This window comes from Magnetospirillum molischianum DSM 120, from assembly GCF_000294655.1.
In the GTDB taxonomy this organism is placed as follows: domain Bacteria; phylum Pseudomonadota; class Alphaproteobacteria; order Rhodospirillales; family Magnetospirillaceae; genus Phaeospirillum; species Phaeospirillum molischianum.
In genome coordinates, this window is record NZ_CAHP01000028.1 from 110,223 (window position 1) to 135,298 (window position 25,076).

22 protein-coding genes and 1 pseudogene are annotated in these 25,076 nt (G+C 60.1%); 15 read left to right on the forward strand and 8 right to left on the reverse strand.

Annotated features, from left to right (window positions below; genetic code table 11):
* The first annotated feature begins 176 nt into the window (after positions 1-176).
* The 4 genes from PHAMO_RS12735 (at position 177) to PHAMO_RS19515 (ending at position 3,592) form a co-directional block, all read left to right on the forward strand.
* Positions 177-1,589: a bifunctional enoyl-CoA hydratase/phosphate acetyltransferase gene (locus PHAMO_RS12735; protein WP_002729904.1), complete on the forward strand. Its 1,413-nt coding sequence runs from the start codon at positions 177-179 to the stop codon at positions 1,587-1,589.
* A 33-nt stretch (positions 1,590-1,622) separates the two neighbouring features.
* The gene (locus tag PHAMO_RS12740; protein WP_002729905.1) at positions 1,623-2,831 is read left to right on the forward strand and encodes an acetate/propionate family kinase; all 1,209 of its coding nucleotides are present in this window, start codon (positions 1,623-1,625) and stop codon (positions 2,829-2,831) included.
* Positions 2,832-2,902: 71 nt separating this feature from the next.
* Complete coding sequence (locus PHAMO_RS12745; RefSeq protein WP_002729906.1) at positions 2,903-3,283, forward strand: cyclophilin-like family protein; 381 nt, start codon at positions 2,903-2,905, stop codon at positions 3,281-3,283.
* A 27-nt stretch (positions 3,284-3,310) separates the two neighbouring features.
* On the forward strand, positions 3,311-3,592 hold the full coding sequence (locus tag PHAMO_RS19515) for a hypothetical protein (RefSeq protein WP_155801788.1): 282 nt from the start codon (positions 3,311-3,313) through the stop codon (positions 3,590-3,592).
* Positions 3,593-3,657: 65 nt separating this feature from the next.
* Here the strand turns inward: PHAMO_RS19515 and PHAMO_RS12750 are convergent, their stop codons facing one another.
* The 4 genes from PHAMO_RS12750 to PHAMO_RS12765 all read right to left on the reverse strand — a co-directional run bounded on the left by PHAMO_RS12750 (position 3,658) and on the right by PHAMO_RS12765 (position 6,556).
* Complete coding sequence (locus PHAMO_RS12750; RefSeq protein ID WP_002729908.1) at positions 3,658-4,140, reverse strand: CinA family protein; 483 nt, start codon at positions 4,138-4,140, stop codon at positions 3,658-3,660.
* A complete protein-coding gene (locus tag PHAMO_RS12755) occupies positions 4,137-4,628 on the reverse strand; it encodes a phosphatidylglycerophosphatase A family protein (protein WP_002729910.1) in 492 nt (163 codons plus the stop codon). Before PHAMO_RS12755 ends, PHAMO_RS12750 begins: the two co-directional genes overlap by 4 nt.
* A gap of 58 nt (positions 4,629-4,686) precedes the next feature.
* On the reverse strand, positions 4,687-5,367 hold the full coding sequence (locus PHAMO_RS12760) for a response regulator transcription factor (protein ID WP_002729911.1): 681 nt from the start codon (positions 5,365-5,367) through the stop codon (positions 4,687-4,689).
* A gap of 109 nt (positions 5,368-5,476) precedes the next feature.
* Positions 5,477-6,556 carry a PAS domain-containing protein gene (locus tag PHAMO_RS12765; RefSeq protein WP_002729913.1) on the reverse strand — a complete coding sequence of 360 codons (1,080 nt, stop codon included), beginning with the start codon at positions 6,554-6,556 and terminating at the stop codon, positions 5,477-5,479.
* Between the two features lie 157 nt (positions 6,557-6,713).
* On the opposite strand from PHAMO_RS12765, the gene PHAMO_RS12770 reads away from it, so the two are divergent.
* The gene (locus PHAMO_RS12770) at positions 6,714-7,385 is read left to right on the forward strand and encodes a LolA family protein (RefSeq protein WP_002729914.1); all 672 of its coding nucleotides are present in this window, start codon (positions 6,714-6,716) and stop codon (positions 7,383-7,385) included.
* 10 nt (positions 7,386-7,395) lie between these two features.
* Here PHAMO_RS12770 and PHAMO_RS12775 read toward each other — a convergent pair whose 3' ends face one another.
* The 3 genes from PHAMO_RS12775 to PHAMO_RS12785 all read right to left on the reverse strand — a co-directional run bounded on the left by PHAMO_RS12775 (position 7,396) and on the right by PHAMO_RS12785 (position 10,337).
* Entirely contained in the window at positions 7,396-7,944 is a 549-nt protein-coding gene (locus PHAMO_RS12775) for a YcbK family protein (protein WP_002729915.1), read from the reverse strand.
* Between the two features lie 187 nt (positions 7,945-8,131).
* The gene (locus PHAMO_RS12780; protein WP_002729917.1) at positions 8,132-9,748 is read right to left on the reverse strand and encodes a L,D-transpeptidase family protein; all 1,617 of its coding nucleotides are present in this window, start codon (positions 9,746-9,748) and stop codon (positions 8,132-8,134) included.
* 148 nt (positions 9,749-9,896) lie between these two features.
* Positions 9,897-10,337 (reverse strand): rhodanese-like domain-containing protein, encoded by a 441-nt coding sequence (locus PHAMO_RS12785; RefSeq protein WP_002729919.1) that lies wholly within the window; start codon positions 10,335-10,337, stop codon positions 9,897-9,899.
* Between the two features lie 167 nt (positions 10,338-10,504).
* Here PHAMO_RS12785 and PHAMO_RS12790 point away from each other — a divergent pair, with 167 nt between their 5' ends.
* A complete protein-coding gene (locus PHAMO_RS12790) occupies positions 10,505-12,499 on the forward strand; it encodes a protein-disulfide reductase DsbD family protein (RefSeq protein WP_002729921.1) in 1,995 nt (664 codons plus the stop codon).
* Here PHAMO_RS12790 and PHAMO_RS12795 read toward each other — a convergent pair.
* Complete coding sequence (locus PHAMO_RS12795; protein WP_002729922.1) at positions 12,474-13,760, reverse strand: pentapeptide repeat-containing protein; 1,287 nt, start codon at positions 13,758-13,760, stop codon at positions 12,474-12,476. The two genes, PHAMO_RS12790 and PHAMO_RS12795, sit on opposite strands and share 26 nt — an antisense overlap.
* Before the next feature lie 132 nt (positions 13,761-13,892).
* Between PHAMO_RS12795 and PHAMO_RS12800 the strand changes: the two genes are divergently transcribed.
* The 9 genes and pseudogenes from PHAMO_RS12800 to PHAMO_RS19060 all read left to right on the forward strand — a co-directional run.
* Positions 13,893-15,755 carry an ABCB family ABC transporter ATP-binding protein/permease gene (locus PHAMO_RS12800; protein WP_040567093.1) on the forward strand — a complete coding sequence of 621 codons (1,863 nt, stop codon included), beginning with the start codon at positions 13,893-13,895 and terminating at the stop codon, positions 15,753-15,755.
* 85 nt (positions 15,756-15,840) lie between these two features.
* Positions 15,841-16,599, forward strand: a complete 759-nt coding sequence (gene tpiA / locus PHAMO_RS12805) for a triose-phosphate isomerase (protein ID WP_002729925.1) — start codon at positions 15,841-15,843, stop codon at positions 16,597-16,599.
* 151 nt (positions 16,600-16,750) lie between these two features.
* Positions 16,751-17,083, forward strand: coding sequence for a preprotein translocase subunit SecG (secG, locus tag PHAMO_RS12810; protein WP_040567095.1), 333 nt, complete (start codon positions 16,751-16,753; stop codon positions 17,081-17,083).
* Positions 17,084-17,243: 160 nt separating this feature from the next.
* The gene (locus PHAMO_RS12815; RefSeq protein ID WP_002729927.1) at positions 17,244-18,869 is read left to right on the forward strand and encodes a CTP synthase; all 1,626 of its coding nucleotides are present in this window, start codon (positions 17,244-17,246) and stop codon (positions 18,867-18,869) included.
* 18 nt (positions 18,870-18,887) lie between these two features.
* A complete protein-coding gene (gene kdsA / locus PHAMO_RS12820; RefSeq protein WP_002729928.1) occupies positions 18,888-19,733 on the forward strand; it encodes a 3-deoxy-8-phosphooctulonate synthase in 846 nt (281 codons plus the stop codon).
* A 22-nt stretch (positions 19,734-19,755) separates the two neighbouring features.
* Positions 19,756-21,033 carry a phosphopyruvate hydratase gene (gene eno / locus PHAMO_RS12825; protein ID WP_002729929.1) on the forward strand — a complete coding sequence of 426 codons (1,278 nt, stop codon included), beginning with the start codon at positions 19,756-19,758 and terminating at the stop codon, positions 21,031-21,033.
* Positions 21,034-21,228: 195 nt separating this feature from the next.
* Complete coding sequence (locus tag PHAMO_RS12830) at positions 21,229-23,100, forward strand: peptidyl-prolyl cis-trans isomerase (protein ID WP_002729930.1); 1,872 nt, start codon at positions 21,229-21,231, stop codon at positions 23,098-23,100.
* Between the two features lie 2 nt (positions 23,101-23,102).
* Complete coding sequence (gene trpE, locus PHAMO_RS12835) at positions 23,103-24,620, forward strand: anthranilate synthase component I (protein WP_002729931.1); 1,518 nt, start codon at positions 23,103-23,105, stop codon at positions 24,618-24,620.
* 218 nt (positions 24,621-24,838) lie between these two features.
* Positions 24,839-25,030, forward strand: a pseudogene (locus tag PHAMO_RS19060) (integrase core domain-containing protein); the annotation flags it as partial.
* Positions 25,031-25,076: the final 46 nt, after the last annotated feature.

Sequence of the window (25,076 nt, forward strand, 5' to 3'; positions counted from 1 at the left end):
CGAACCTTTGAAATAAACAAATTAGGATAGCCTTCGATCCTGCTGCACCGCAATCTCCGAGCGGAGTGTCCGGGCCGCTTGCTGTCGTGATCCGGTCATTGTGCCTCGGCCAGCGGTTAGATTATATTGTGCGCTGCAAAATAAAAAATCCACGAACGCCACGCCCGGAGCTAACCATGCCCGAAATGATGGAAAACAAGACGTTCGACGAGATTCGGATTGGCGACAGCGCCACTCTGACGCGGACCTGCTCAATGGACGACGTTGAACTGTTCGGCGTTGCCATCGGGGGACTGAACCCCACCCATTACAGTCTTGAAAGCGCAGAGATTTTTACCCGTGGGGGCAAGATCAAGGCTCACAGCATGTGGGGATGCTCGTTGCTTTCCGCGCTGTTCGGTAACGAACTACCTGGGCCAGGAACGTCGTATCGCAGCCAGGATATTACCTTTACCGCGCCGATTGACGTCGGTGACACAGTGACGGTGACGGTGACGGTGGTCGAAACTCTTCCGCCCCACGATGTGGTGTTCGATTGCCTGGCGACGAAACAGACCGGCGAGAGGGTTTACACCGGGCGTGCCCGCGTTGCCGCGCCGACGGTCAAGTCGGTACAGCCGAGGATACAGTTGCAGGAAGCCAGTCTGCGGCGGCGCCATCATGTCTTCGAGGATATCATCACCAGTTGCAGCGGGCTGACGCCGGTTTCGGTGGCGGTTTGCCACCCTTGCGATCAGGTTTCGCTGGAAGGTCCGGTCGAGGCAGCCCGACTGGGATTGATCGAACCGATTCTGGTCGGACCTGAAGCTAAAATCCGCCAAATCGCCGCTGATTTTTCGATCGATATCTCTGGTCTGCGGATCGTCGATTCCGCTCATAGCCATGATTCTGCGGAAAAAGCGGTAGCTCTGTGCCGGTCGGGCGAAGCCGAGGCGCTGATGAAAGGCTCGCTTCATACCGACGAGATGATGCACGAAGTCGCTTCGCGCGAGAAAGGACTGCGCACGTCGCGGAGGATCAGTCACGTTTTCATCATGGACGTGCCGACCTATCCCCGCACTCTGATGATCTCGGATGCGGCGATCAACATTTACCCGTCGCTGGAGGACAAGGTCGATATCGTCCAGAACGCAATCTCGCTGGCGCATGTCCTGGGGATCGAGCAGCCCAAAGTGGCGATTCTATCGGCGGTCGAGACCGTTTATCCCAAAATTACCTCGACCATCGAGGCGGCAGCGCTGTGCAAAATGGCGGATCGCGGCCAGATCACGGGTGCGCTGCTCGACGGGCCGCTGGCGTTCGACAACGCCATCAATATCGAGGCGGCGAAGATTAAGAAAATCGTGTCGCCAGTGGCGGGTCGTGCCGACATCCTGATCGTGCCTGATCTCGAAGCCGGGAACATGCTGGCCAAGCAATTATCCTATCTGGCCGATGCCGAAGCCGCCGGGATTGTTCTGGGCGCACGGGTACCGATCGTGTTGACCAGCCGAGCCGACAGCGCGAAGGCTCGTCTGGCTTCGTGCGCGGTAGCGGTACGCTTCGCCCATGCCCGCCGTGTAAAAAACAAAGCTATTGCCGCCGAATAAGCCAAACAACGAAATAGTTGAAGGGTCTTTGTCATGCAAGACGGCATCCTGGTCATCAATGCAGGCTCTTCCAGTATCAAGTTTTCCCTGTTTCTGTCGCAGGAAGGAATAAAGCCGACTCTATCCTGTAAAGGACTGGTCGAGGGGATCGATACCGCGCCGCATTTTGTCGTCAAATCGCCACTTGGGTTAGTTTTAAACGAGCGGCGGTGGAGCGATCAGCCCGACATGAGGCACGAGGAGCTGTTCAAGCATCTGATCGAGTGGGTTGAAGACCATCTGGGTGATGTTCATCTGCGCGCTGCCGGTCATCGAGTGGTGCATGGTGGTGCCCTCTATTCGCAGCCGATGCCGGTTACCGATCAATTGTTGGACGAGTTGGACGAATTGGTGCCGTTGGCACCGCTGCATCAGCCCCATAATCTGGCTCCAATCCGGGCGCTTCGTCTTGTCCATCCCGAACTGATACAGGTGGCGTGTTTTGACACGGCCTTTCACCGTTCCAACCCCTGGCAGGCGCAAAGCTTCGCTCTGCCGCGCAAGATCACGATCGAAGGGGTGCGGCGGTATGGCTTCCATGGCCTGTCCTACGAATATATTTCGCGTACGTTGAAGTCTTATGCTCCGGCGACCGCCCGGTCCAAGGTGGTGGTCGCGCATTTGGGCAATGGCGCGTCGATGTGCGCTATCGCCGAAGGCAAAAGTGTTGCCAGCACCTTAGGCTTTACTGCGCTTGATGGTCTGCCGATGGGTACTCGCAGCGGCACCATCGATGCCGGGGTGGTGCTGTATCTGTTGCAGCAAAAAGGAATGAATGCCAAGGAGATCGAGGATCTTCTCTATCGTCAGTCCGGTTTACTCGGTGTTTCGGGAGTCAGCAGCGACATGCGGGTGCTGCTCGATAGTCTTGAGCCACGTGCTGCCGAAGCGGTCGATCTGTTCGTCTATCGCATCGCTCGCGAATTAGGGTCTCTGGCGGCGGCAATGGGAGGGCTGGACGCTTTTGTTTTTACCGGCGGTATTGGTGAAAACGCAGTTGCCATCCGTTCGCGTGTCTGTGCTTTGGCCGAATGGCTGGGGGTACGGATGGATACGGAAGCGAACGAGCAGGCAGCTCCCCTGATCAGCGCACTCGACAGCAAAGTGTCTGTCTGGGTGATTCCCACCGACGAGGAGATGATGATCGCCAAGCATACCCGTGAGGTTTTGCGAGCCTTGCGCAGTCAGGGCGGCTCGGTTTGAACTGGTTCTAGCCAAGTCGCATCGGACAAGGCACACTCCTTCTTATCGCAAACGGTCGGGGACCCGGTAATATGGCGAAAGTGAAAATCAGCGTCGGGCGGGTCGCCCTTCATGTGGACTTGCTCGATACGCCGACCGCCGAAGCCATTTTGGCGGCGGTTCCGTTCGATTCTCGGGCAACCACATGGCCTGGCGAGGTTTATTTTCAGGCTCCGGTTCGTGCTCCGTTGGAACAAAACGCTCTTGAGGTCGTTCAGTCCGGCGAGATCGTATTCCGTTCCGAGGGCGAATCGATCATTATCGGCTACGGTCCGACCCCGTGCTCGGAAGGCGCTGAAATCCGTCTGGCGGCCCGAGCTAATTTGTGGGGGCGCACCACCGACGATCTGACTGCTCTGTCTGCGGTCGAGGCCGGAGACTTGGTCCGGGTCGAAGCTTTCGATCCGGTCTGACGCTGCTGCGAAAGGATGGGTGACGACGTGCGTGCGGTTGTTTTGGTTTGTGCGCTGGCACCACTGCTGGCGGGGTGTGGTATTCCTGATCTGACCGCCCATACGGTCAAGGCAATCCAAAGAAGCCAGCGGGATACTGCGCCCTCGACCTCGGGATCGGCCGTATCTCCCGCGCCTTCCGCCGCCGTCGTGGATTCGGCTCATAATCGAGCTGAAGAGGCACCTCCGCCTCCTGCTCCGGCACCCGTCTATACGGCACCGTCTCGTTCCGGTGGCGGCGTCACTGTCGAGGAATTACCGCCGCGCTGAGGCGGCTCACGCATCATGCGGGCTTGCCGCGTTTTTCACTTTGACGGCGTTAGAGTCGAAGGTACTTAACTCGCCGCCATCTCCAATGCTGTCAGCGCAGCCTTCAATCTAACCGTATCGCGATCGCCGTCAAAGGTATCGACATGATCGCGAGTGCGCGCGCCCCGGATGGCGAGGGCGAAATAGACCAGTCCAACTGGTTTGGTGGTCCCGTCCGAGTTGGGGCCAGCTATTCCGGTGATTGAGATCGCACGGTCGGCATGGGAGTGGGCCAGTGCCCCTTCGGCCATAGCTCGCGCAACCTCTGCGCTGACCGCGCCGTGAGTGCGAATCAGGTCGGCGGGTACACCCAGCATTTCGGTTTTGGCTTCGTTCGAGTAGGTAACGAACCCACGTTCGACCACTGCCGATGCTCCGGAAAACGCAGTCAATGTCGCCGCCACCATTCCTCCCGTGCAGGATTCGGCGGTGGCAAGCATCAAGCCGCGTTCCTTGAGCGATTCGAGAGTCCGGCGTGCGGACTCTCTTAACGGGTCGCTCTGTGTCATCCGAACAGAGGCCAGACGTGACGGAAGATAACCATTCCGATAAGCGCAAAAAAAGCGGCCAGGATGTCGTCGAGCATAACGCCCAACCCACCGCCAATCGAGCGGTCGGCCTGGCGGATCGGTCCGGGTTTCCAGATGTCAAACAGGCGGAACAGAAGGAAGGCGACGCCATATGAGACTGGATCGAGCGGCGTTGCCGCCAGAACCAGCCACTGCCCGGCGACTTCGTCGATTACGACCTCGGAGGGGTCCTTAACTCCAGTCCGCCAGACATATTCGCGGGCCGCCCACCAGCCGACAACGAAACAGATTGTTGCGGCGACCAGGAGCAACCGACCACCGCCGGCTTGGGCCAGTCCCCAGCCGAGGGGAAGCGCCACCAGAGATCCCCATGTGCCGGGGGCTTTCGGCAGCAAGCCGACGCCGAACCAAGTGGCGATCACAGTTACGGGATGAAAGGCGGTGATGCCGTCGCGTCTATAGGCCAAAGTCGAACTCCCCAGGGACAAACGAAGAGTCCCAAGATATCACGCACGCCCTAACGGGTCACCCGACCGGACGGGGCAGGGACGGTGCGATCGGCGGAATGTCCCAGCCGGATTGCAGCGCGATCCTGACCGCCTGGGCTCGATTGGCAGCGCCGATCTTGCGGTAGACGTTGCGCAGATGAACCTTGATGGTGATTTCCTGAAGGTTGAGCGCTTGGGCTATTTCCTTATTTGTGCGCCCTTCGATCAGTTGAGCCAGAATCTCGCCCTCACGCCGCGATAGCCGGTCGAATGGTGGCGGAGCCCCTGTTTGACGGACGGCGGCAGGAGCGCTGCCTGTCGTCTCGAAAAAACTGCTGGAGGGCAAATAGGTCTCGCCGGACAGAACCAATCGCAGAGCGTTGACCATGGCATTGCCGCCAACGGTCTTGGGGATGAAGCCAGCTGCACCAGCCTGGACCGCAGCCTGAACATGGTCGCGAGAGGAATAGCCCGACACAATCACCACCGGAATCCCAGGTGCCAGGGTCTTGATCCGGGTCAGTCCATCAAGGCCGGTCATGCCCGGCATCATCAGGTCAAGCAGAACCAAATCGGGCCGGGGCGCACCTTCGATGGCAGCAACCGCCTCTTCCAACGAGGCCGCGTCGATGATTTCGGCCTCGGAATCAAGCTCTCTGAGGAACGGTCGTAATCCGTCCCGCACCAGCTTGTGGTCATCGGCCACAAGAATACGCACTTCGGTTACTCCCAGAAACAGCGTGGGCTAAAACCGCCCCGCCCGAAAGTATAAGCGCCCCCGCCCGCGCCGACAACCCGGTCGCTTAATCATTGGGAAATAAGGCATATCAGATTGAGGTGAGGGGGTCTTCCGGGGGAGGGAGTAGAAACGCGGCGATCAATCTGCCGATTTCAGGTAAGTCCAACGGTTTGTTTAATAAAATATAACGTCCGTCATGGTAGCGATCACTCACCCATTCTCGCCCATAAAACTGATTGGAGGTGACAATGATCGGCAGCAAAGGGTCGAAATCGCGGAGGCAAGAGACCAGATCCTCGCCATCGTCTGCGGTCGTGTGCGGATCGATGATAACCACATCGGCGGGATCGTGATGGAAGCGGTTCCAGGCGTCTTTCCCGCTTCTGGCGATGCTGACCCGGCACCCCAATCCATCGAGATAATCCACTAGAGTGGCGGTGGCGGCCGAGTCGCTCTCGACGACCAGGATGTGAGCCTCTGCATGGCGATCGGCGATCGGTGCGGGATCTGCGGTTGGTAGAGCCGTGTCTGTCTCGCGGTGAATGAGCATCCTTATGTCTTCGAGACTCTGAGCCGTCCGTTCGGATTGCTCGGCGATCAAGGCGAACTGGCTTTCTAGCCATTCGATCGAGGGCTTGCCCCGTTCGATCATCAGCACGGCACCTTCCGCGGCGAGGCGGATCACATTGAGAGGCTGTGACAGGTCGTGCATCAGCTCTGTCGTCATTTCACTCAGGGCATCCCGTCGGCTGGCCTGAAGCGCGTGTTCGTGCAAACGGTTACGTTCTGTGATATCGCGAATGACCAGAAGTCGTGATGGCCGGCCGCGAAAAACGATGTTGCGACCAGTCAATTCGGCATCGAAAGGATCGCCGTTGCGGCGGCGAAGGCGGTACGGAAACACGTGTTCGATAGCTGGAGGGTCGGCCAGACGGATCATCGCCAGACCAAGCGAACTGTCATCGACCAGATTAAGAATGTGGCGCTCAATCAGTTCGTGCTCTGTCCCAGCTTCGAAGAGATTCAGGGCCGCCGGGTTGGCGAAGACAATGCTTGCCTTTGTGGTAACGATCACGGCATCGGGAATGAGATCGATCAGCAGGCGAGAATCATCTTCGTCAGATTCGGGCGATACTATGTCGTCGCTATCGGATGACGCAGCCATCATCACAATTCCTTAAGCGGGATTGTCCAGAGAGGATGATAGGTTCTGAATCAGACCGGTTCCATATATTTCCTATGGATAAAAGCGTCCAGAGCTTGAGCCTATCCCGTTCTCATGATCTTCTCGGATCGGTACCACGGTTGAACGAGGACGTAAAACGATGCCGAGATTGCTTGGGGCCTTGATCCTGATCTGTGCGCTGGTGGGGGGATCTGACGCCCGTGCGGCTGAACAGGCGCTCGATGTGCTCGATGCTCAGGTGTCCTATAGCGCCGATTTCACCATGACAGGGCCTCGCGGGGCTTATACCGGCCGTGTCTGGCATGCTCCCGGGAGCGAACGCCGCGAGGTTGCGACCCAAGGGGGCGGGCAGGGGGTGCTGATTCACCGCGACACAGGAACCGCTTATTTCCTGGGAATTGGCGGCAAGTGGTATGTCAGCTTGTCGATGGAGGCGGCCAGCACACTGATCGGCGGGCTTCAGTCGTGGGAGATTACGCGGACCCGCATCGGCGAAGAAAATGTTGCCGGGGTGCGGGCCACGCGCTGGAACGCTCAGGCAACCGGCCCGAAAGGCGGCTTCGAGGGCGAGATATGGACCAGCCGGGACGGTATCGTGCTCAAGGCGGTGGGGACCGTTGCCGCTCCGGGCGGGAATCGTTCGCCGGTTGAAATGACCTTGTCGCGGTTGAAAGTGGGGACGGTTGATCCGCAGATGCTGGAGGTTCCCGAAGGCTGGTTCAGCCTTGATCTGCGTAAATTGCCAGCAGACCGGGTCGTTCAGGCGATCGAGGGAATGAAGCCGATGCTGGATAAGCGCGGTTCTCACTGACGCAGGCGGTTTACCAGACCCGGACCCGCCCGGTGTCGATGTGAACGAAGTCGGATTCGGGATAGGTGCCGACACCTCCGGCACGAAGCGAGCGGGCGGCGCGTCCGATCATCCTGGTGGCGTGTCCGGGAACGCGGATGTCGATCGCCTTGCCTTCGGTGTGCAAGCTGTGGGTGGCGACGCCATCGCTATAGCTGGCCAGGATCGCATTGGTCGCGGGCGAGCGATAGCCGCTGACGACATGGACCGATTCCTTGGTTCCGAGCTTGCGTTGGACGGAAACCAGCAGATCGAGCAGGTGTGGATCGATTGGGTGGATCGCCCCAGTGCGGTGATCGCGTAGAAATCTGGAAATCTGGGCGATCGCACGCGCCTGATAGCGGCCCTCGCCCCAATAGACGGTTCTCAGAGATTCGCCCGTATGGGTGTTGTACAAATTGAGCGAACGCTCGGGTAAGCGACGAACAGCAGCCTCGACCGGAGATGCCACCACCATCGCGGCGGCGGCACTCAGACCCAAGGTTAGGAAGCCTCGCCGGTTCTTAACCTCGTCGATCATCCCCCCCTCCTTACGGATCGCCCTTGGATGGGCGCGGACCTTTCTTAGCACCCACGGCGGGCCGGGTGTCAACCCTAACGGTGCTTTCCTGATTCGACGTCAGCCGGATAAGGGAAGAAAATTGCCCATTTGCGTATAGTTGAGGGGGAAAATAGAACCTCTCTTACATAGCGGTTTTGTTCGAAATTCAGGTTGGAGGGGGAGCAGGACGTGGACGGGACGGGGCGCGTGACTGACGCAATGCCTGACCGAGGCGGCGATCATGACCGTAAATGTCTTCGCGGAAATTGATCTCGCCCGCAGGATCGACCCAGGCAGTGAAGTAAACGAGATAGACTGGAATATTGCGTTCCAGCTTCAATGTGCGGGTTCTCTTATCCGCATTCAGGTTTTCGCCCAAGCGACCGCGCCAACTTTTGCCCAGCAGGATCTCTCCCAACTCGACGGGTTCTTCCAGCCGGATGCAGCCATGCGACAGGGCGCGGTACGCACGCGAGAACGCCCGATGATTGGGGGTGTCGTGCAGATAGATATCGTCTGCGTTGCGCAGGTTGAACTTCAACTGCCCCAGCGCATTGTCCGGCCCAGGGGCTTGGCGCAGCCGATAAGGGAATTTCTTGCCGATTGCGTTCCAGTCGATCCCATCGCCGGCGGCTTCGGGACTGTCTTCGGGATAATCGGCGATCTGGAGGTTGCGGTTGGCGAGATAATTGGGGTCACGCCGTAATTTGGGTAGAATCTCGTTGTTGACGATGCTGGTCGGCACCGACCACGGTGGGTTCAGAACCACTGAACTCATCGAGGTGTCCATGCTGGGCGTGGGGTGGCGGGTGTCACCGACCACGACACGCATTGAGATCGCCACCGCCCCATCTTCGACCAGATCGAGGGATGCGGCTGGGATATTGACGCTGACATGTAGTCGTCCGAGCTGGTGCGGCATCCAGCGCCAGCGTTCGAGATTGGCGGCGATTTGGCGCAACCGTGCCTCAACCGGGACGTTGAGGGCGGCTAGACTGCGGGCACCGATGGTGCCGTCCGGGTCCAATCCGTGGCGCCGCTGAAAGCGCTTGACCGCTTCGACCACTTGGGAATCGTAGGTGGTGCCGTCGGCCAGGGCCGGATCGAGATCGCCGGTCGCGATCAGACGGCGGCGCAGGATTGGCAGGCGGTCGTCGATCGACTCGAGCGGGATCAGTTTCGGCCCGTCGGGAATCGTGGGCCAACCACCGGCACGAGCGATTGCCTGGGTTTTTTCCAGCCCTTCCTTCAGACGCAGATAGCCGACGAAGGGTGGTTGGTATGCGGCCGCCTGATCCGCCAGCGGTTTTCCATCGGCTAGGCCGCGCAGGAAGCGAACTCCGTCGAATCCGTTGCGATTTTTGCCGCCGAACCCGCCGAACGATCGGTCCGGGTCTAGCCGACCGATGGCGATGTCGCGGCCAAGGCGTAGCAGCGCGCTGCTTTGCAGGACGTCGGCTTCGATCTCGGTGGAGGGGGAAGCCGGAAGGGCATAGGGCGACCGGTCAAGTCCTTCGGCGATGGCTCGCCCCGGCATTTCATCAAGCAAGCGGGCTCCGGCCGCAGCCTTCGGCCCTGTCCATGCCAGATGGTAGCCTCTGGCGCGATAAAATTCGCGCAAGGTCCGACCATTTCTGTCGGGGTCGGCGGACGGAACCGAGGCGATCACGGTATCGATCCGCCGCTGCATCGTCGGTGCCGATTCGGCCCAAGCCAGTGTGTTACCCCCCAGTGTGGCAAGGCCGAGGGTAAGCGAAACGTAAAAGGGGCGGGCGAATGACAAGTGCGACCTCTGGCCCCGGTAGCGGAGCGCTGACGGACGAAACGGGACTCCCGCCGAGGATCGACGGGTTATCCGACTCGATATCGATCCAATCGGCGGGAGTGTCAACGCCCAACCGCTATTCGTCACGTCTAAAGAGTCTGTTTCTCTAACCCTGTTGCCAAGGTAGCGCGCTGGCCTTCCATCCCGACACAGTGCCGCGATGTTTTTTGTCGTCGAAACCGCCTTCGAATCCGTCGGTTACGTTCCAGCAATCGCTGAATCCGATCTCGGTCAGATACTCGGCCGCGGCTCGCGAGCGCGCACCGGAGCGGCATAGCAGGAATATCGGATCGTTGCGGCCGACTCCCTCGGACTCAAGCAATGCCGCGAAATCGTCATTGTGGGTCATGCTGGGGAAAATCTGCCACGACACCCGCACCAGACTCCGCCCCAACGAGGACAAATCGGGCTGACCGACGAAGGCCCATTCCGCCTGGGTACGGACATCTACCAGCCAGGCTCGGGGGTTTTGGGCCAAGCGCTGCCAAGCCTCGGTCGGAGAGATTTCGCCAGCATAGGTCAGGGAGCTGGCGGTTGATGAACTCATGGCAATGGCTCCTTAAAAAATAACAATATCAATTTGTCATATTGAAACATTTAACACAACATTAAATGTTGTCCATGCGGCGGTGTGGCCGAGCGGGGCCGGACGTTGACTCCGGCTGGCCGCCAGTGTTGTTGTTCGGATGGTGTGCAACACAAGGGGAGAGCAGGATGGTCGGGTTCCGGTGGGCGTCGATGATTCTGGCGGTAGTGCTGTTCTTTTCCGCTGTACCGTTGGCCGCCGCTGCGCCCGAGCCTGGAGCGTCGGATTGGGCGCTGTCCGAGGCGGGACGGGTGCGGCTGGTCGCCGCTCGCGCCTCGCTGTCCGATTCGAAAACAGTGCGTCTCGGTCTTCAATTCGATCTAGCTCCAAACTGGAAGATTTATTGGCGGACGCCCGGCGATGCCGGCTACCCCCCCCGGATCGATTGGTCTGGTTCGCGCGGGTTGGGCGATGTCGTGATCCGCTGGCCTGCGCCGCATCGCTTTGTTCTCGCCGGATTGCAAAATTATGGCTACCAGGGCGAAGTGGTGCTGCCGATCGACGCCATCCTGTCGGCTCCTGGCCGGGCGGTATCGCTGAAAGCCAAGGTCGAATTCCTTGCCTGCGCCCAATTGTGCGTGCCGCAACAGGCTGATCTGTCGCTCGATCTGGCGGCGGGAGATGGCGTTGCCTCGATCTATGCCCACAATATTGCCCGTTTCGACTCGCTGGTTCCCGGCGAGGGAGAGCGCCACGGTCTGTTCCTGAATCGGGCAGAAGCCGCAGGGACGGGGGAGTCTGGCCGTTTGCGGCTGGTGGTGAATGCGGACGAGCCGTTCACCGATCCTGATCTGTTTGTCGAGTCCGCCGATATCCCCGCTTTCGCGCAGCCACTGGTGATCCTGTCGCCCGACCGCCATGAGGCGACGTTCGAGATCGCGCCATCGTCTCCTCCATCGCGCTCCTTGATCGGGGCCTCGCTGACCGTCACCGTCGTAGATGGCCAGCGTTCGCTCGAAGCGACGGTTCAGCCGGTTGCCGCCGCCGCCGATGCTACTCCACTGGTTGGGATGTTATTGATCGCGCTGTTGGGGGGGCTGATCCTCAACCTGATGCCCTGCGTTCTGCCGGTGCTATCGATCAAGCTGCTTGGAATTCTCGGCCATGGCGGTGGCGAACGCGCCCATGCACGGTTGAGCTTTCTCGCCTCGGCCGCTGGAATCGTCGCTTCGTTTCTAGCCCTGGCCGGTCTCGCCATCGCCCTGCGTCAGGCCGGGCTGTCGGTTGGCTGGGGAATCCAGTTCCAGCAACCAGGGTTCCTGGCAGTGATGGTGCTGGTCCTGCTGCTGTTCGCTGCCAATCTGTGGGGTGGATTCGAGATTGGCCTGCCTCGCTGGCTGCTTGATCGTACTCCAGCAGGCGAGTCGCAGCCCTCTCTACGTGGACACTTTCTGTCGGGAGCGTTAGCTACTCTGCTGGCGACTCCCTGTTCCGCTCCGTTTTTAGGCACTGCGATCGGTTTCGCCCTGGCACGGGGGCCGGTTGAGATTGTCTTGATTTTTGCCGCGCTGGGACTCGGCATGGCCGCGCCGTTCCTGCTGGTGGCGGTCTGGCCCGATGCGGTTTTGCGTCTGCCTCGGCCAGGGCGGTGGATGATCCGTGTTCGTGTGGTGATGGGAATGGCCCTGGCCGGGACGGCGTTGTGGCTGCTGCTGGTTTTGATTGAGCAGATTCAGATGCCTTCGCCGCCGCAAGATAAAGCGGTATCGACCGGCGCGATTCCCTGGAGTCGGTTCGATCCCGGCGCGATTCCCGGCTTGGTGGCCGAGGGCAAGATCGTCTTCGTCGATGTAACAGCCGACTGGTGCATTACCTGCAAGGTTAACGCGTTTGCCGTTTTGGGTCGGGGAGAGACTGCTCGCCGATTGTCCGCGCCGGGTTATGTCGCGATGCGTGCCGACTGGACCCGTCCAGATGTGGTCGTGACAGACTATCTCGCATCGTTTGGGCGCTACGGGATTCCCTTTAATGCGGTCTATGGTCCAGGCGCGCCGGAAGGGATCGCGTTGCCTGAATTACTAAGCGAGCAGACGGTGCTCGATGCGTTGGCACGGGCGGCAAAGTCTCCTTCCACCGCAGAGCCATCCGGGGAGGAGGTTACTCCTGCCCCGGCGGACGGTTGAGGCCGGGAGGGAGGCGGGTGTCGAGATCGCACAGAGTTTTCTCGACCTGGGTCTGAGTCAGATTCTCGACCTTCGACAGATCGGCGGCGCGCAGGTCGGCCCCGACCAGGATAGCGCCTTTCATATCGGCTCCAGCCAGTCGGGCGCGCGACAGGACCGCGCCGGACAGGTCGCAGCCGCGCAGGGCCGCGCCTTCCAGATTACTAAGGTCAAGACGGGCATGGCGTAGCGTCGCGACGCCCAGATCGGCTCCGCCCAGATCGGCGGCGGACAGGATGGCGCGGCGGAAATCCGATCCATCCAGCCGGGCGCGGGCCAGACAGGCGTCGGACAGGTCCGCCTCGCGAAACGATGCCTGAGGCAAAACCGCTTCGGTCAGATCAGCTCCGGCCAGATCGCGGCTGGCGACGTTGGCGCGTTGCCCCTCTGCTGCGCTGGTCTCAAGCCATTTGCCGTGCTCGGCAATAATCGCCGACAAATCGAAACGAGCGACATCGCCACCAATACGGGCGACGTGTCCAGATGCGGCCATGGCGTCCAGCCAAGCCTGCTTACGCCGTTTTCTTTCGGCCTCGGCATCGAACGGGGGCGGGGCAAGGTCGTCGTCGCCAAGACGGCTCGTCGGACGGACGGATAGCGCGGCCAGATCGTCGTCGCCCAGGGTTCCACCGGAAATCCGTCGGATTGGGGCAGGCTCTGCCTGGGGTGAAAACGTCGTTGGAGCGGAGGGGGACGGAGGAGCCGGGGGCGGGGCGGCATCGGCGACAGTGGTCACGGAGGACGCGGGAACGGCGCGGACGTGGCTTGGTCTCGCCCGGTCATGGCTGGCCGTGGGGGCGGGCATCCGGATGGGATCGGCCAGGGTATCGGCGACCCGTAGCGTCAGTTCGTGGCCCGATACTGGCTTTGGCACCATTCCCTCGATCCCCAGGGCGCGGGCGTGATCGACCGTGCCTTTCAGGGCCGAGGATGCGACCGCCAGAATGGGGAGTGGGCCTGTGGCGTGACTGCGCAAGCGCTCAATCACCGTAAGCCCGTCGTCGGGCGTCCCGGTCAGATCGACGATCGCCAGATCGGCACCGCGCTGGAACAGATCAATCGTCTCGGCGACGCCGCCATAGGCGATGATCTCGCGTGTAGCGAGCTTCTTAAATGTCTGGCGTACCAGGAAACGGAATTGTTCATCCGTGCTGAACACCATAAGGCGAACGTTTTTCCAATCGGTACGGCGCCCGCCATCGGCGTGGCTGGGATGTCGCATGATCGAGCGCCTTTCTTCTGCCTGTGCGTACAGATAGGCATACTTTCGTCGAACTGCAATTGTCTGGATCAAATGTCTGGTGCGCCACCTTGTCCTGTTGCGGCGCGCGGGATGGGTCGCCATGATGCAGCGATGCGAAGCAAGCGATCTCCCTCGACCTGGGACCGGGCGCGCGGGCATGGTGCCGCCGCCGATTGGTCCACCATCCGCGCCCTGCTCCCCAGTCTCTGGCCCGAGGGCGAACCCGGCCTCCGTCTACGGGTGGTGGTGGCGATGTTCCTCCTGGCGTTAGCCAAGGGGGTCACCGTGACGGTTCCGCTGATCTATAAACACGCGGTCGATGCTCTGTCGCAGCATCCCGGCAGTGGCGCGGTGGTGGCTGTGCCGCTGGGGTTGCTGCTGGCTTATGGTGTGGCGCGCGTGCTGGCGGGCACGTTTGGCGAGTTACGCGATATCGTCTTTGTCAAAGTTGCTCAAAGGGCGATTCGGACCACTGGGCTTGATGTCTTCCGGCACCTTCACCAATTGGGCCTGCGCTTTCACCTCGACCGTCAGACCGGCGGTGTCACGCGGGCGATCGAGCGCGGCACAAAAGCGATCGAGTTCCTGCTTCACTTCCTGTTGTTCAGTATCCTGCCGACGCTGCTGGAAATCGCGATGGTGACGGCGGTTCTCTGGGGGCTTTACGATTCCGGTTTCGCCTTGATCACGGTCGGCACCATCGCCGTCTATATCGCGTTTACCTTCGCCGTGACGGAATGGCGCACCAAATTCCGCCGCCGGATGAATGAAACGGAGTCGGAGGCGGCAGCCAAGGCCATTGATTCGCTGCTGAACTTTGAGACGGTCAAGTATTTCTGCAACGAAAAGCACGAGGCTGGGCGTTACGATTCATCGCTGCATATCTACGAAGCCGCAGCCATAAAATCCAAGGTCTCGCTGTCGCTGCTCAATATAGGTCAGGGCGCGATCATTGCTGTCGGCCTGACGCTGGTGATGATTCAGGCGGCGCAGGGTGTTGCCGAGGGACGGATGACGGTCGGCGATTTCGTTCTGGTGAATTCCTATCTGGTTCAGTTGTATTTGCCGCTGAACTTCCTGGGCGCGGTCTATCGAGAAATACGCCAGTCGCTGACCGATCTGGAATCGATGTTCCGTCTGCTGCGAGAGCCTGCCGAGATCAAGGACGCTTCAGATGCCCAAGAGTTGGAGGTCTATGGCGGCGAAATCCGCTTCGAAGACGTTCGTTTCGGATACGACGCGGATCGCCAAATTCTGGGCGGGGTGAGCTTCGTTGTTCCCGCCGGGCGTACCGTTGCCATCGTCGGCGCATCGGGGGCGGGAAAAAGCACGATTTCGCGGCTGCTGTTCCGCTTCTATGAGGTCGGTTCCGGCGCAATTCGTATCGATGGTCAGGATATTCGCGAGGTAACCCAGGATTCTCTGCGTGCCTCGATCGGAATCGTGCCTCAGGACACAGTGCTGTTCAACGACACCATCCGTTACAACATCGCCTATGGCCGTCCCGCCGCCGGTCCCGACGAGATTGAGGAGGCGGCGCGCCTAGCTCGTATTCACGATTTCGTCGTTTCGTTGCCTCAGGGATACGATACCAGGGTCGGTGAACGCGGATTGAAGCTGTCCGGTGGCGAGAAGCAGCGTGTCGCTATTGCCCGCACGATCCTGAAACGTCCGGCGATCCTGATTTTTGACGAAGCGACCAGCGCGCTCGACACTCAGACCGAAAAGGAAATTCAGGTGTCGCTGCGTGAGGTCTCACGTAACCGAACCACCTTGATCATCGCGCATCGTCTCTCGACCGTGGTCGATGCTGACGAAATTTTGGTGCTCGACCGTGGATTGGTGGTCGAACGCGGCCGCCACGACGTATTGGTGGCCGCCGATGGCCGTTATGCTCAGATGTGGCGACGCCAACAAGACGTCAGCGACCTGAAGCTCCGGCTGGCTGAAACGAAAGAAAGGCAGGGACAGTGACCCAAGTCCATGCGAGTTTTGTGGTTTTGTTTGGGGCGGGTCTGTTGGGATGGTATATCCCGAAGAAAGGGGAGGAGATCATTAGATGAGTATCCGTCGCAAGCTGATTGCCGGGAATTGGAAGATGAACGGCACGATGGCTGATTCTGCCGATTTGGCGGGCGCTCTCGCGGACCGATGGATGAAAGGCCCTCGCCCGGACTGCGATCTGCTGGTCTGTCCGCCGTTTCCTCTGATTGTGCCGGTTGTCGCTGCCCTGGCCGGAACCGAGGTCGCGGTTGGAGCTCAGGATTGCCATGCTAAACCGGCTGGGGCTCATACTGGCGATGTAGCCGCACCGTTATTGAGCGATCTCGGCTGCCGTGCGGTGATCGTTGGTCATTCCGAGCGCCGCGCCGACCATGGCGAGACCGACGCGATAGTCAAGGCGAAGGCCGAGGCCGCGCTGTCCGCTGGCCTGATTGCGATTGTCTGCGTTGGCGAGACGCTGGAGCAGCGCGAGGCTGGCCGCACGTTAGAGGTCAACCGCAGCCAATTGCGCGGGTCCCTGCCTGTCGGGGCAACTGCCGCCAATATCGTGATTGCCTATGAACCGGTTTGGGCGATCGGTACCGGCCGGGTCGCCACGCCCGCCCAGGCCCAGGAAGTTCACGCCGTGCTGCGAACTGAACTGGCTTTGCTGCTGGGTGAAGAGCTGGCCGCCGCCACTCGCATTCTCTATGGCGGTTCGATGAAGCCTGATAATGCCGCCGAACTTCTGTCCCTCGCCGATGTCGATGGGGGGCTGATCGGCGGGGCCAGCTTGAAGGCTGCGGATTTTTGGGCGATCGCCGCCGCCTGCTGAATGGCGCTGGGGATAACTTTGCACTAGCCTTCCTTTGCGACCGGGTCTAAAAACGCCCGATGCAATTCCATCCCCGACCGGGAGCAGTGTTCGAATGGACCCGGCTCCCGGTCGGACGGATTCCCGGTGCAAATTCCCTGGTGGTCGATACATGGACTTTTTTCCGATCATTCTGGTCATCCACATCCTCCTCGCGCTCGCCCTGGTTGGGGTGATCCTGCTTCAGCGGAGCGAGGGGGGCGCGTTGGGTATCGGCGGCAGCAGTGGCGGCGGACTGATGTCCGGCCGGTCTGCTGGCAATCTGCTGACCCGGACCACCGCGATCATCGCCGCTCTGTTCTTTTCGACCAGCATGATTCTTGCGCTGATCGCCAGCCATCGTTCCGGCGAAGGGTCGCCTTTCGATAAGGTGCAGGTTCAGGCTCCGGTTGCTCCGGCGGCTCCCGCCGAACCTGCCGTTCCCAGCGCGCCTTTGGCACGCTGACCGTGGCTGTGGTCCCGAGGGCGCGGAGCGTCCACGGGGTCGTTCGATGTGTGAAACGTCTTTGGTCGGACTTATTTCCGGCGTTCTGAGTGAACGTTTCGGCTCTAGAGGCCGTTGCCAGGGCGATTCTTGACTTGGGTAATGCGAGGACGGAAGGCCGATGACCCGTTTCATCTTCATCACCGGTGGCGTGGTCTCCTCGCTCGGCAAGGGATTGGCCTCGGCGGCGCTGGGTGCGTTGTTGCAGGCACGTGGATTCAAGGTTCGGCTGCGCAAGCTCGATCCTTATCTCAACGTCGATCCCGGCACGATGAGCCCCTATCAGCATGGCGAAGTCTATGTCACCGACGACGGTGGCGAGACCGATCTCGATTTGGGCCATTACGAGCGCTTTACCGGTGTGGCGTCGCGTAAAAGCGATAACATCACCACTGGTCGAATCTACTCTAACGTTATTGCGCGGGAGCGGCGGGGCGATTATCTGGGCGCGACGGTCCAGGTGATTCCTCACGTTACTGACGCAATCAAAGAATTCATCCGCAGCGATCTCACCGACGAGGATTTCTGTCTGTGCGAGATTGGCGGCACGGTCGGCGACATTGAAAGCTTGCCGTTCCTTGAAGCGATTCGTCAGATGGCCAACGAGCTGGGCGGTCAGCAGGTGATGTTCGTGCACCTGACCCTGGTGCCCTACATCCCGTCGGCGGGCGAATTGAAGACTAAGCCGACCCAGCATTCGGTGAAGGAATTGTTGTCGGTCGGTATTCAGCCCGACATGCTGATGTGCCGCTGCGACCGGGAAATTCCCGAAAGCGAACGGCGCAAGATCGCTCTGTTCTGTAACGTCCCCACCGATGCGGTGATCCCGGCGCTTGATGTCGATTCGATCTATCAGGTTCCGATCAGCTATCACCAGCAGGGAATGGACGATGTGGTGTGCCGTCATTTCGGTGTTGACGCCCCGTTGCCCGATTTGAAGCGATGGAGCACCATCGCCGAGCGGATCCGTCAGCCCGAAGGCGAAGTCACCATTGCCGTCGTCGGTAAGTATATCAGCCTGCTCGACAGCTATAAGTCGCTGGCGGAAGCGCTGTATCACGGCGGCATCGCCAACAATGTCCGGGTCCGTCTCAACTGGATCGACAGCCAGATTTTTGAGCGCGAGGATGTTGTCAGTCACCTCGAACCCTGTCACGGCATCTTGGTGCCGGGTGGATTCGGCGAGCGTGGGGCCGAGGGCAAGGTCGAGGCGGTGCGGTTCGCTCGCGAACGGCGCGTTCCCTATTTCGGCATTTGTTTTGGCATGCAAATGGCAGTGATCGAAGTCGCCCGCCACTTGGCCGGAATGACCGACGCCAGTTCGACAGAGTTTGGTCCCTGTCAGATTCCGGTTGTCGGTCTGATGACGGAATGGACACGGGGCAACAGCGTCGAAAAGCGTGATCATGGCGGCGATCTCGGCGGTTCAATGCGCCTTGGGGCGTATGAGTGCCAGTTGAAGCCAGGATCGCGTGTCCGCGAGATCTATGGGGCTGACCGGATCAGTGAGCGGCATCGTCACCGCTACGAGGTCAATCTTGACTATCAGGCCGATCTCGAAAAGACCGGACTGTCGTTTAGCGGCCTGTCGCCCGACGGTATCTTGCCGGAAATCGTCGAACTGCCGGATCATCCCTGGTTCGTCGGCGTTCAGTTCCACCCGGAATTGAAGTCGAAGCCGTTCGATCCGCATCCGCTGTTCACCAGCTTCATCGCCGCGGCGGTGCGGCAGTCGCGTTTGGTCTAGCATAAGGGGTTGGGGCGTATGAGCTGCCATCACGTTGCCGTTACGCCCTCTATCGTTTTCGGTAACGATCTGCCACTGGTCCTCATCGCGGGGCCGTGTCAGATCGAAAGCCGAGACCATGCGATTGAATGCGCCGAGGCGCTGAAGGAGATCGCCGCCGCTGCCGGGATTGGCCTTGTCTACAAATCCTCGTTCGACAAGGCCAACCGCACCAGCTTGGCCGGGCAGCGCGGAATCGGGCTGGACAAAGCCTTACCGATTTTCGCCGAGATTCGTGGGCGGTTGGGCTTGCCGGTTCTAACCGACGTCCATACCGAAGAGCAGGTTCTGGCCGTTGCTCCCGCGGTCGATGTGATTCAAATTCCCGCGTTTCTGTGCCGTCAGACTGATCTGTTGATCGCGGCCGGTCGTTCCGGTGTGGTGGTCAATGTCAAAAAAGGCCAGTTTCTGGCTCCGTGGGACATGGGCAATGTTGCCGCCAAGATCGAAAGTACCGGTAATTCGCGGGTCATGTTGACTGAGCGGGGTGTCTCGTTCGGCTACAACACCCTGGTCACAGACATGCGGGCTTTACCGATCATGGCCCGTACTGGGTGGCCGGTGATTATGGATGCGACCCATGCGGTGCAGGCTCCGGGCGGGCAGGGGGGATCTTCGGGTGGCGACCGCCGTTTCGCGCCGGTTCTGGCCCGTGCCGCTGTCGCCGTCGGTGTCGCTGGCCTGTTTATTGAGACGCATCCCGATCCCGACCGAGCGCCCTCGGACGGGCCGAACATGATTCCGTTGTCGGCGATGCCCGCGTTGATCGAGATGTTGATGATGCTCGACGCCACGGCCAAGTGCCATCCGCTTTCCATCGATTAAATCTGCAAGGGGGAGAGGTCTGATGACCGCCATTGTCGATATTCATGCTCGTGAAATTCTCGATTCGCGTGGCAATCCTACTGTCGAAGTTGACGTTGTTCTCGAATCCGGCATTTTGGGCCGCGCCGCCGTGCCCTCGGGAGCCTCGACCGGAGTTCACGAAGCGGTTGAGCTGCGCGACGGCGATAAGTCCCGTTATCTCGGCAAAGGGGTGCAAAAAGCCGTCGAGTCAGTCAATGGCGAAATCTATGACGCCCTGGCTGGCATGGATGTCGAAGAGCAGTTGTTGCTCGACAATACCATGATCGATTTGGACGGCACCCCGAATAAGGCCCGGCTGGGCGCCAACGCTATCCTCGGCGTGTCGCTGGCTGCCGCTAAGGCCGCCGCTGACGAATCCGGCCTGCCGCTCTATCGCTATGTCGGCGGTGCGTTTGCCTCGACTCTGCCGGTGCCGATGATGAACATCATCAACGGCGGTGCTCATGCCGACAACGCGATCGACATTCAGGAATTCATGATCATGCCGGTTGGTGCCGCCAGCGCCGCCGAGTCGATCCGGATCGGTTCCGAGGTGTTCCACGCCCTGAAGAAGACTCTGAAGGCGGCGGGGCACAACACCAATGTCGGTGACGAGGGCGGTTTTGCTCCCAACCTGAAGAGCGCCGAGCAGGCCCTCGACTTCATCATGAGCGCGATCGAGGCTGCCGGTTTCAAGGCGGGCGAGGACGTGATGCTGGCGCTGGACGCGGCTTCGTCTGAGTTTTACAAGGACGGCGCTTATGTGATGGAAGGCGCGAAGAAGACCTTCGATCAAAAAGGGTTGGTGAAGTTCTATAGCAAATTGGTCAACGCCTATCCGATCATCTCGATTGAAGATGGCTGTGCCGAGGACGACCTTGAGGGCTGGGCGCTCCTGACCGAGGCTCTGGGCGAGAAGGTTCAGCTGGTCGGCGACGATCTGTTCGTCACCAATCCCGAACGCCTTGCGATGGGCATTGAGAAGGGACTGGCCAACTCGATTCTGATCAAGGTCAACCAGATCGGCACCTTGTCCGAGACCCTGGAAGCGGTCGAACTGGCGCACAAGGCCGGTTACACTGCGGTGATGAGCCATCGTTCGGGCGAGACCGAGGATTCGACCATCGCCGATCTTGCCGTCGCCACCAATTGTGGCCAGATCAAGACCGGTTCGTTGTCGCGCTCCGACCGTATCGCGAAGTACAACCAGCTTATCCGCATCGAGGAACAGCTGGGAACCGCCGCCCGCTTCGCCGGAACGGCGATCCGCCGCCGTTAATTCCCAAGAGAACGGGGCCGGAGAGGGTAACCTCTCCGGCCTTATTCCCTCTGGGGTAGGGCAAACCTCCCGCGTCAATTCCATGTTGCGGGGGCTCTTTCCTCTCCTTATGATGCGGTTTCCCTGGCGAATGACGCCTCCCGAACGGGTCGCGCCGCCGTCCCTTTCCCCCCAACCGGGACACATTCAACGCCGATGCTCGACGTTTTTCGCAAATTCTCGAAGACATGGGTGGTCAGGCTGCTGTTCGCCCTGCTTGCTCTCAGTTTCGTGGTCTGGGGGGTTGGCGATGTCATTCGCGGCGGTGCCAGCCGCGGTCCCGCGATCGAGGTCGGCCACACCGCCGTATCGGTGACCGAAGTTCAATCCGAGTTCAAGCGCGAGGTCGAGCGTCTCCAGCCCCTGTTCGGTGGAAAACTGACGGCCGAGGAAGCCCGCAAGCTCGGTATCATGGATCGCACCATCGATACCGTCATTACCCGTTCGCTGATCGATGAAGCCGGGCGCGGTCTGGGGCTTGTCGCCGTTGACGATGTGATCCTGCGCCGGGTTACCGCTAACCCTGCTTTTCGTGGTCCCACCGGGCAGTTCGACCGCGATCTGTTCCGCTCGCGTCTGTCTCGCGCCAGCATGAGCGAAGAGATGTTCCTCCGGGCCGAACGCGGCAACATGATCCGCAATCAGATGGCCGAGTCCCTGGCTGGCGGTATCCAGGCCCCCGTGTCTATGGCCGATCCGCTCCTGCGTTGGCGCGAAGAGCGTCGTGTGGCAGAGACCATTCAGGTCGCCGACGAGAGCGTGCCTTTGCCCGCCGCTCCTGACGCGGCCACGCTTGACGCTTATTACCATGCTAACGCGACCCGGTTCATGGCTCCCGAATTCCGTGCTTTGACCGTCCTGCTGTTGCGTCCGGCCGATATCGCCGCCGGAATCGATATCGACGAGATGATGGTCCGCGAGTCCTATCAGCAGCGCTCTGAAGAATTCTCGACCCCCGAACGCCGTCAGGTCACTCAGATCGTTGTCGATGGCCAGTCCGATGTGGCGCGTGCATATGAATTGCAGGGGCAGGGCAGGGATCTGCCCGCCATCGCCAAGGCGTTGGGTCGCGACATCATCGACCTCGGTTGGGTCGAGCGTCGTGATCTCCCCGAGGGGCTTGCTGAAGCGGTGTTCCGTCTTGATGCGGGGGCAACCGGACAGCCCGTAAAGACTGCCCTGGGGTGGCATGTCGTTCGCGTCGGTGCGGTTCAGCCCGGTCGGGTCCAGCCTTTCGCCGATGTCCGTGCCAAGGTCGAGCAGGATTTGCGGCGCGAGAAATCTCTCGACGGACTTTCTGAACTGTCGAACAAAGTTGAGGATGCCTTGGGTGGCGGTGCCACTCTTGAGGAAGCTGCGTCCCGTTTCTCCCTGAAAGTGGTCAAGATTGCGGCCGTCGATGCCCAGGGGCGTGGCCCCAACGGCAAGCCTGTTGCCGATTTACCCAAATCGGACCAGTTCCTCGACGTTGGCTTCCATACCGATATCGGGACGGAAAGCCCGCTGACCGAAGTGCCGGAGAATGGGTATTTCCTGCTTCGCGTCGATCAGGCCACTCCGCCCGCGCCGCGTCCGCTGGCCGACATCAAGGCCGAAGTCGTGTCACGTTGGCAGGCAGAACGCCGTCACGAGGCAGCTCGTGACAAGGCCCAGCGTCTGGTTGAACGGCTGAAATCCGGCGAGAGCATCGCTACGGTGGCTCAGTCCTCAGGTCTACGCGCCGAAAAGACCAAGCCGTTTCTGCGGGAAAACAGTGAGGGTGTGACGTTGCCCCCCGCTTTGATCACCGGCCTGTTCGCTGCAAAGTCTGGCGAGGTGGTTACCGGCGATCTGCCTGGTGCCACTCTGGTCGCCCGTCTTGCCGAGGTGATTCCTTTTACCGCCGATCCTTCTTCCCCGGTTGTCGAGTCCGGTCGCCGCCGTGTCTCACAAGGCGTTGCCAACGATATCGCCGACCAGTTCATCGCCTCCTTGAATGCTTCGATTGGCGTCAAGGTGGATAAGCAGCAACTCAGCAACGAAGAGTAATCATGACGATCCAGCCCGCCTTTTCCGCCTTTGCTCAGACCTATAATTCCGGTCGGCCGCAGGTGGTTTGGCGGGTCTTGGTCGCCGATCTCGAAACACCCGTTTCCGCCTTTCTCAAGCTAGCCAACGGTCAGCCTAACGCCTTTCTGCTTGAATCGGTTGAGGGAGGGGCGATTAAGGGGCGTTACTCGTTCCTGGGGATGAAGCCCGATTTACTCTGGCGTTGCGAGGGCAATCGCGCCTGGATCAACCGCAATGTCCGTTCGGGCCAGGACGGGTTTCTGCCCTGTCCTGTTGCGGAGAAATCGGGTGCGCTCGATAGCTTGCGAGCTTTGGTCGCCGAGAGCCGTATCGACATTCCGCCTCATCTGCCGCCGATGTCGGCGGGGCTGTTTGGGTATATGAGCTACGACATGGTTCGGTTGGCCGAGCGCCTGCCCGATACCAACCCCGATCCGATCGGGATTCCCGACGGTATTTACATGCGTCCGTCGATGATGGCGGTGTTCGATAACGTCAATGGTACCCTGACAGCCGTCGCGCCGGTATGGCCGCGCTCAGGGGTCGATGCCCAGGCCGCCTGGGATCTCGCCTGCGAACGCCTTTCCAATGTGGTCGAGGCGCTGGAACGGCCTCTGCCACTGGCGTATACCGTTGGGGGACGGGAGGAACATCAGCCGATTCCCGAGCCTCGTATTACTCCTGACCAATATTGTTCTATGGTCGAGAAGGCAAAGGAATATATCGCTGCTGGTGATATATTCCAGGTGGTTCTGTCGCAGCGTTTGGCTGTTCCTTTCCATCTTCCGCCATTCTCGCTATACCGTTCGTTGCGGCGGCTCAATCCCAGCCCATTCTTGTTTTTCCTCAATTTCGGCGATTTCCAACTGGTAGGGTCCAGCCCCGAAATTTTGGTTCGTTTGCGCGATGGCAAGGTCACTATCCGCCCGCTGGCCGGAACCCGTCGGCGTGGCGCGACCTTGGTTGAGGACGAAGCCCTGGCCTCCGATCTACTGGCCGATCCCAAAGAATTGGCCGAGCATCTGATGTTGCTCGATCTTGGCCGCAATGATGTTGGTCGTGTTGCCTCGATCGGTTCGGTCACCGTTACCCGCAAGATGGTCGTCGAATACTATTCCCATGTCATGCACATTGTTTCCAATGTCGAAGGGCAGTTGCGCGACGGTTGTGATGCAATGGACGCATTGATGGCTGGCTTCCCTGCGGGAACGACGTCAGGCGCGCCCAAAATTCGGGCGATGTCGATCATTGATGAACTGGAAAGCGAGCGGCGCTCGTTCTATGCCGGAACCATCGGCTATTTTGATTGCAACGGGAATATGGACACCTGCATCGCCCTGCGCACCACCCTGATCAAGGATGGCACGATGTATGTTCAGGCTGGAGCTGGGATTGTTGCCGACTCGGTGCCCCTGACCGAGCATGAGGAATGCATGAACAAAGCTCGCGCTTTGGTTCGCGCCGCTGAAGACGCCTACGACTACGCTCAGTCACGTTAGACGTTTCTGTTCTGGTCTACCTACGGGGCGTGTAAAGCTGCTGTAGGTAGACCGTATTTTTCGATAAAATCAAACAAAGCCGTGATTTTTCGATTAATCGGAGTTGCATCCGGCTGTGACGAAAGAGTTGTGACGCACTCATCCTGGATGAAAGTGTCGCTACCGCCTTCCCTGATCGCCGTCAAAAGGCTCTCCTTGGGTCCTGGAGGGATGGGTACCAGATCATCGAATGGTGCGGCAAGCCGGGGGCTATTCGGGTCGATAACGGCCCCGAATATATCAGCGGCACGCTGATGAAATGGGCCGAGATGCACGGCATCGGCCTCCAACACATCCAGCCCGGCAAGCCGCAGCAGAACGCCTATGTCGAGCGTTACAACCGGACGATCCGGCGGCATGAATGGCTGGGGTAAATCCTCTTTGAAGCCATCGCGGAGGTGCAGGATCACGCGACAG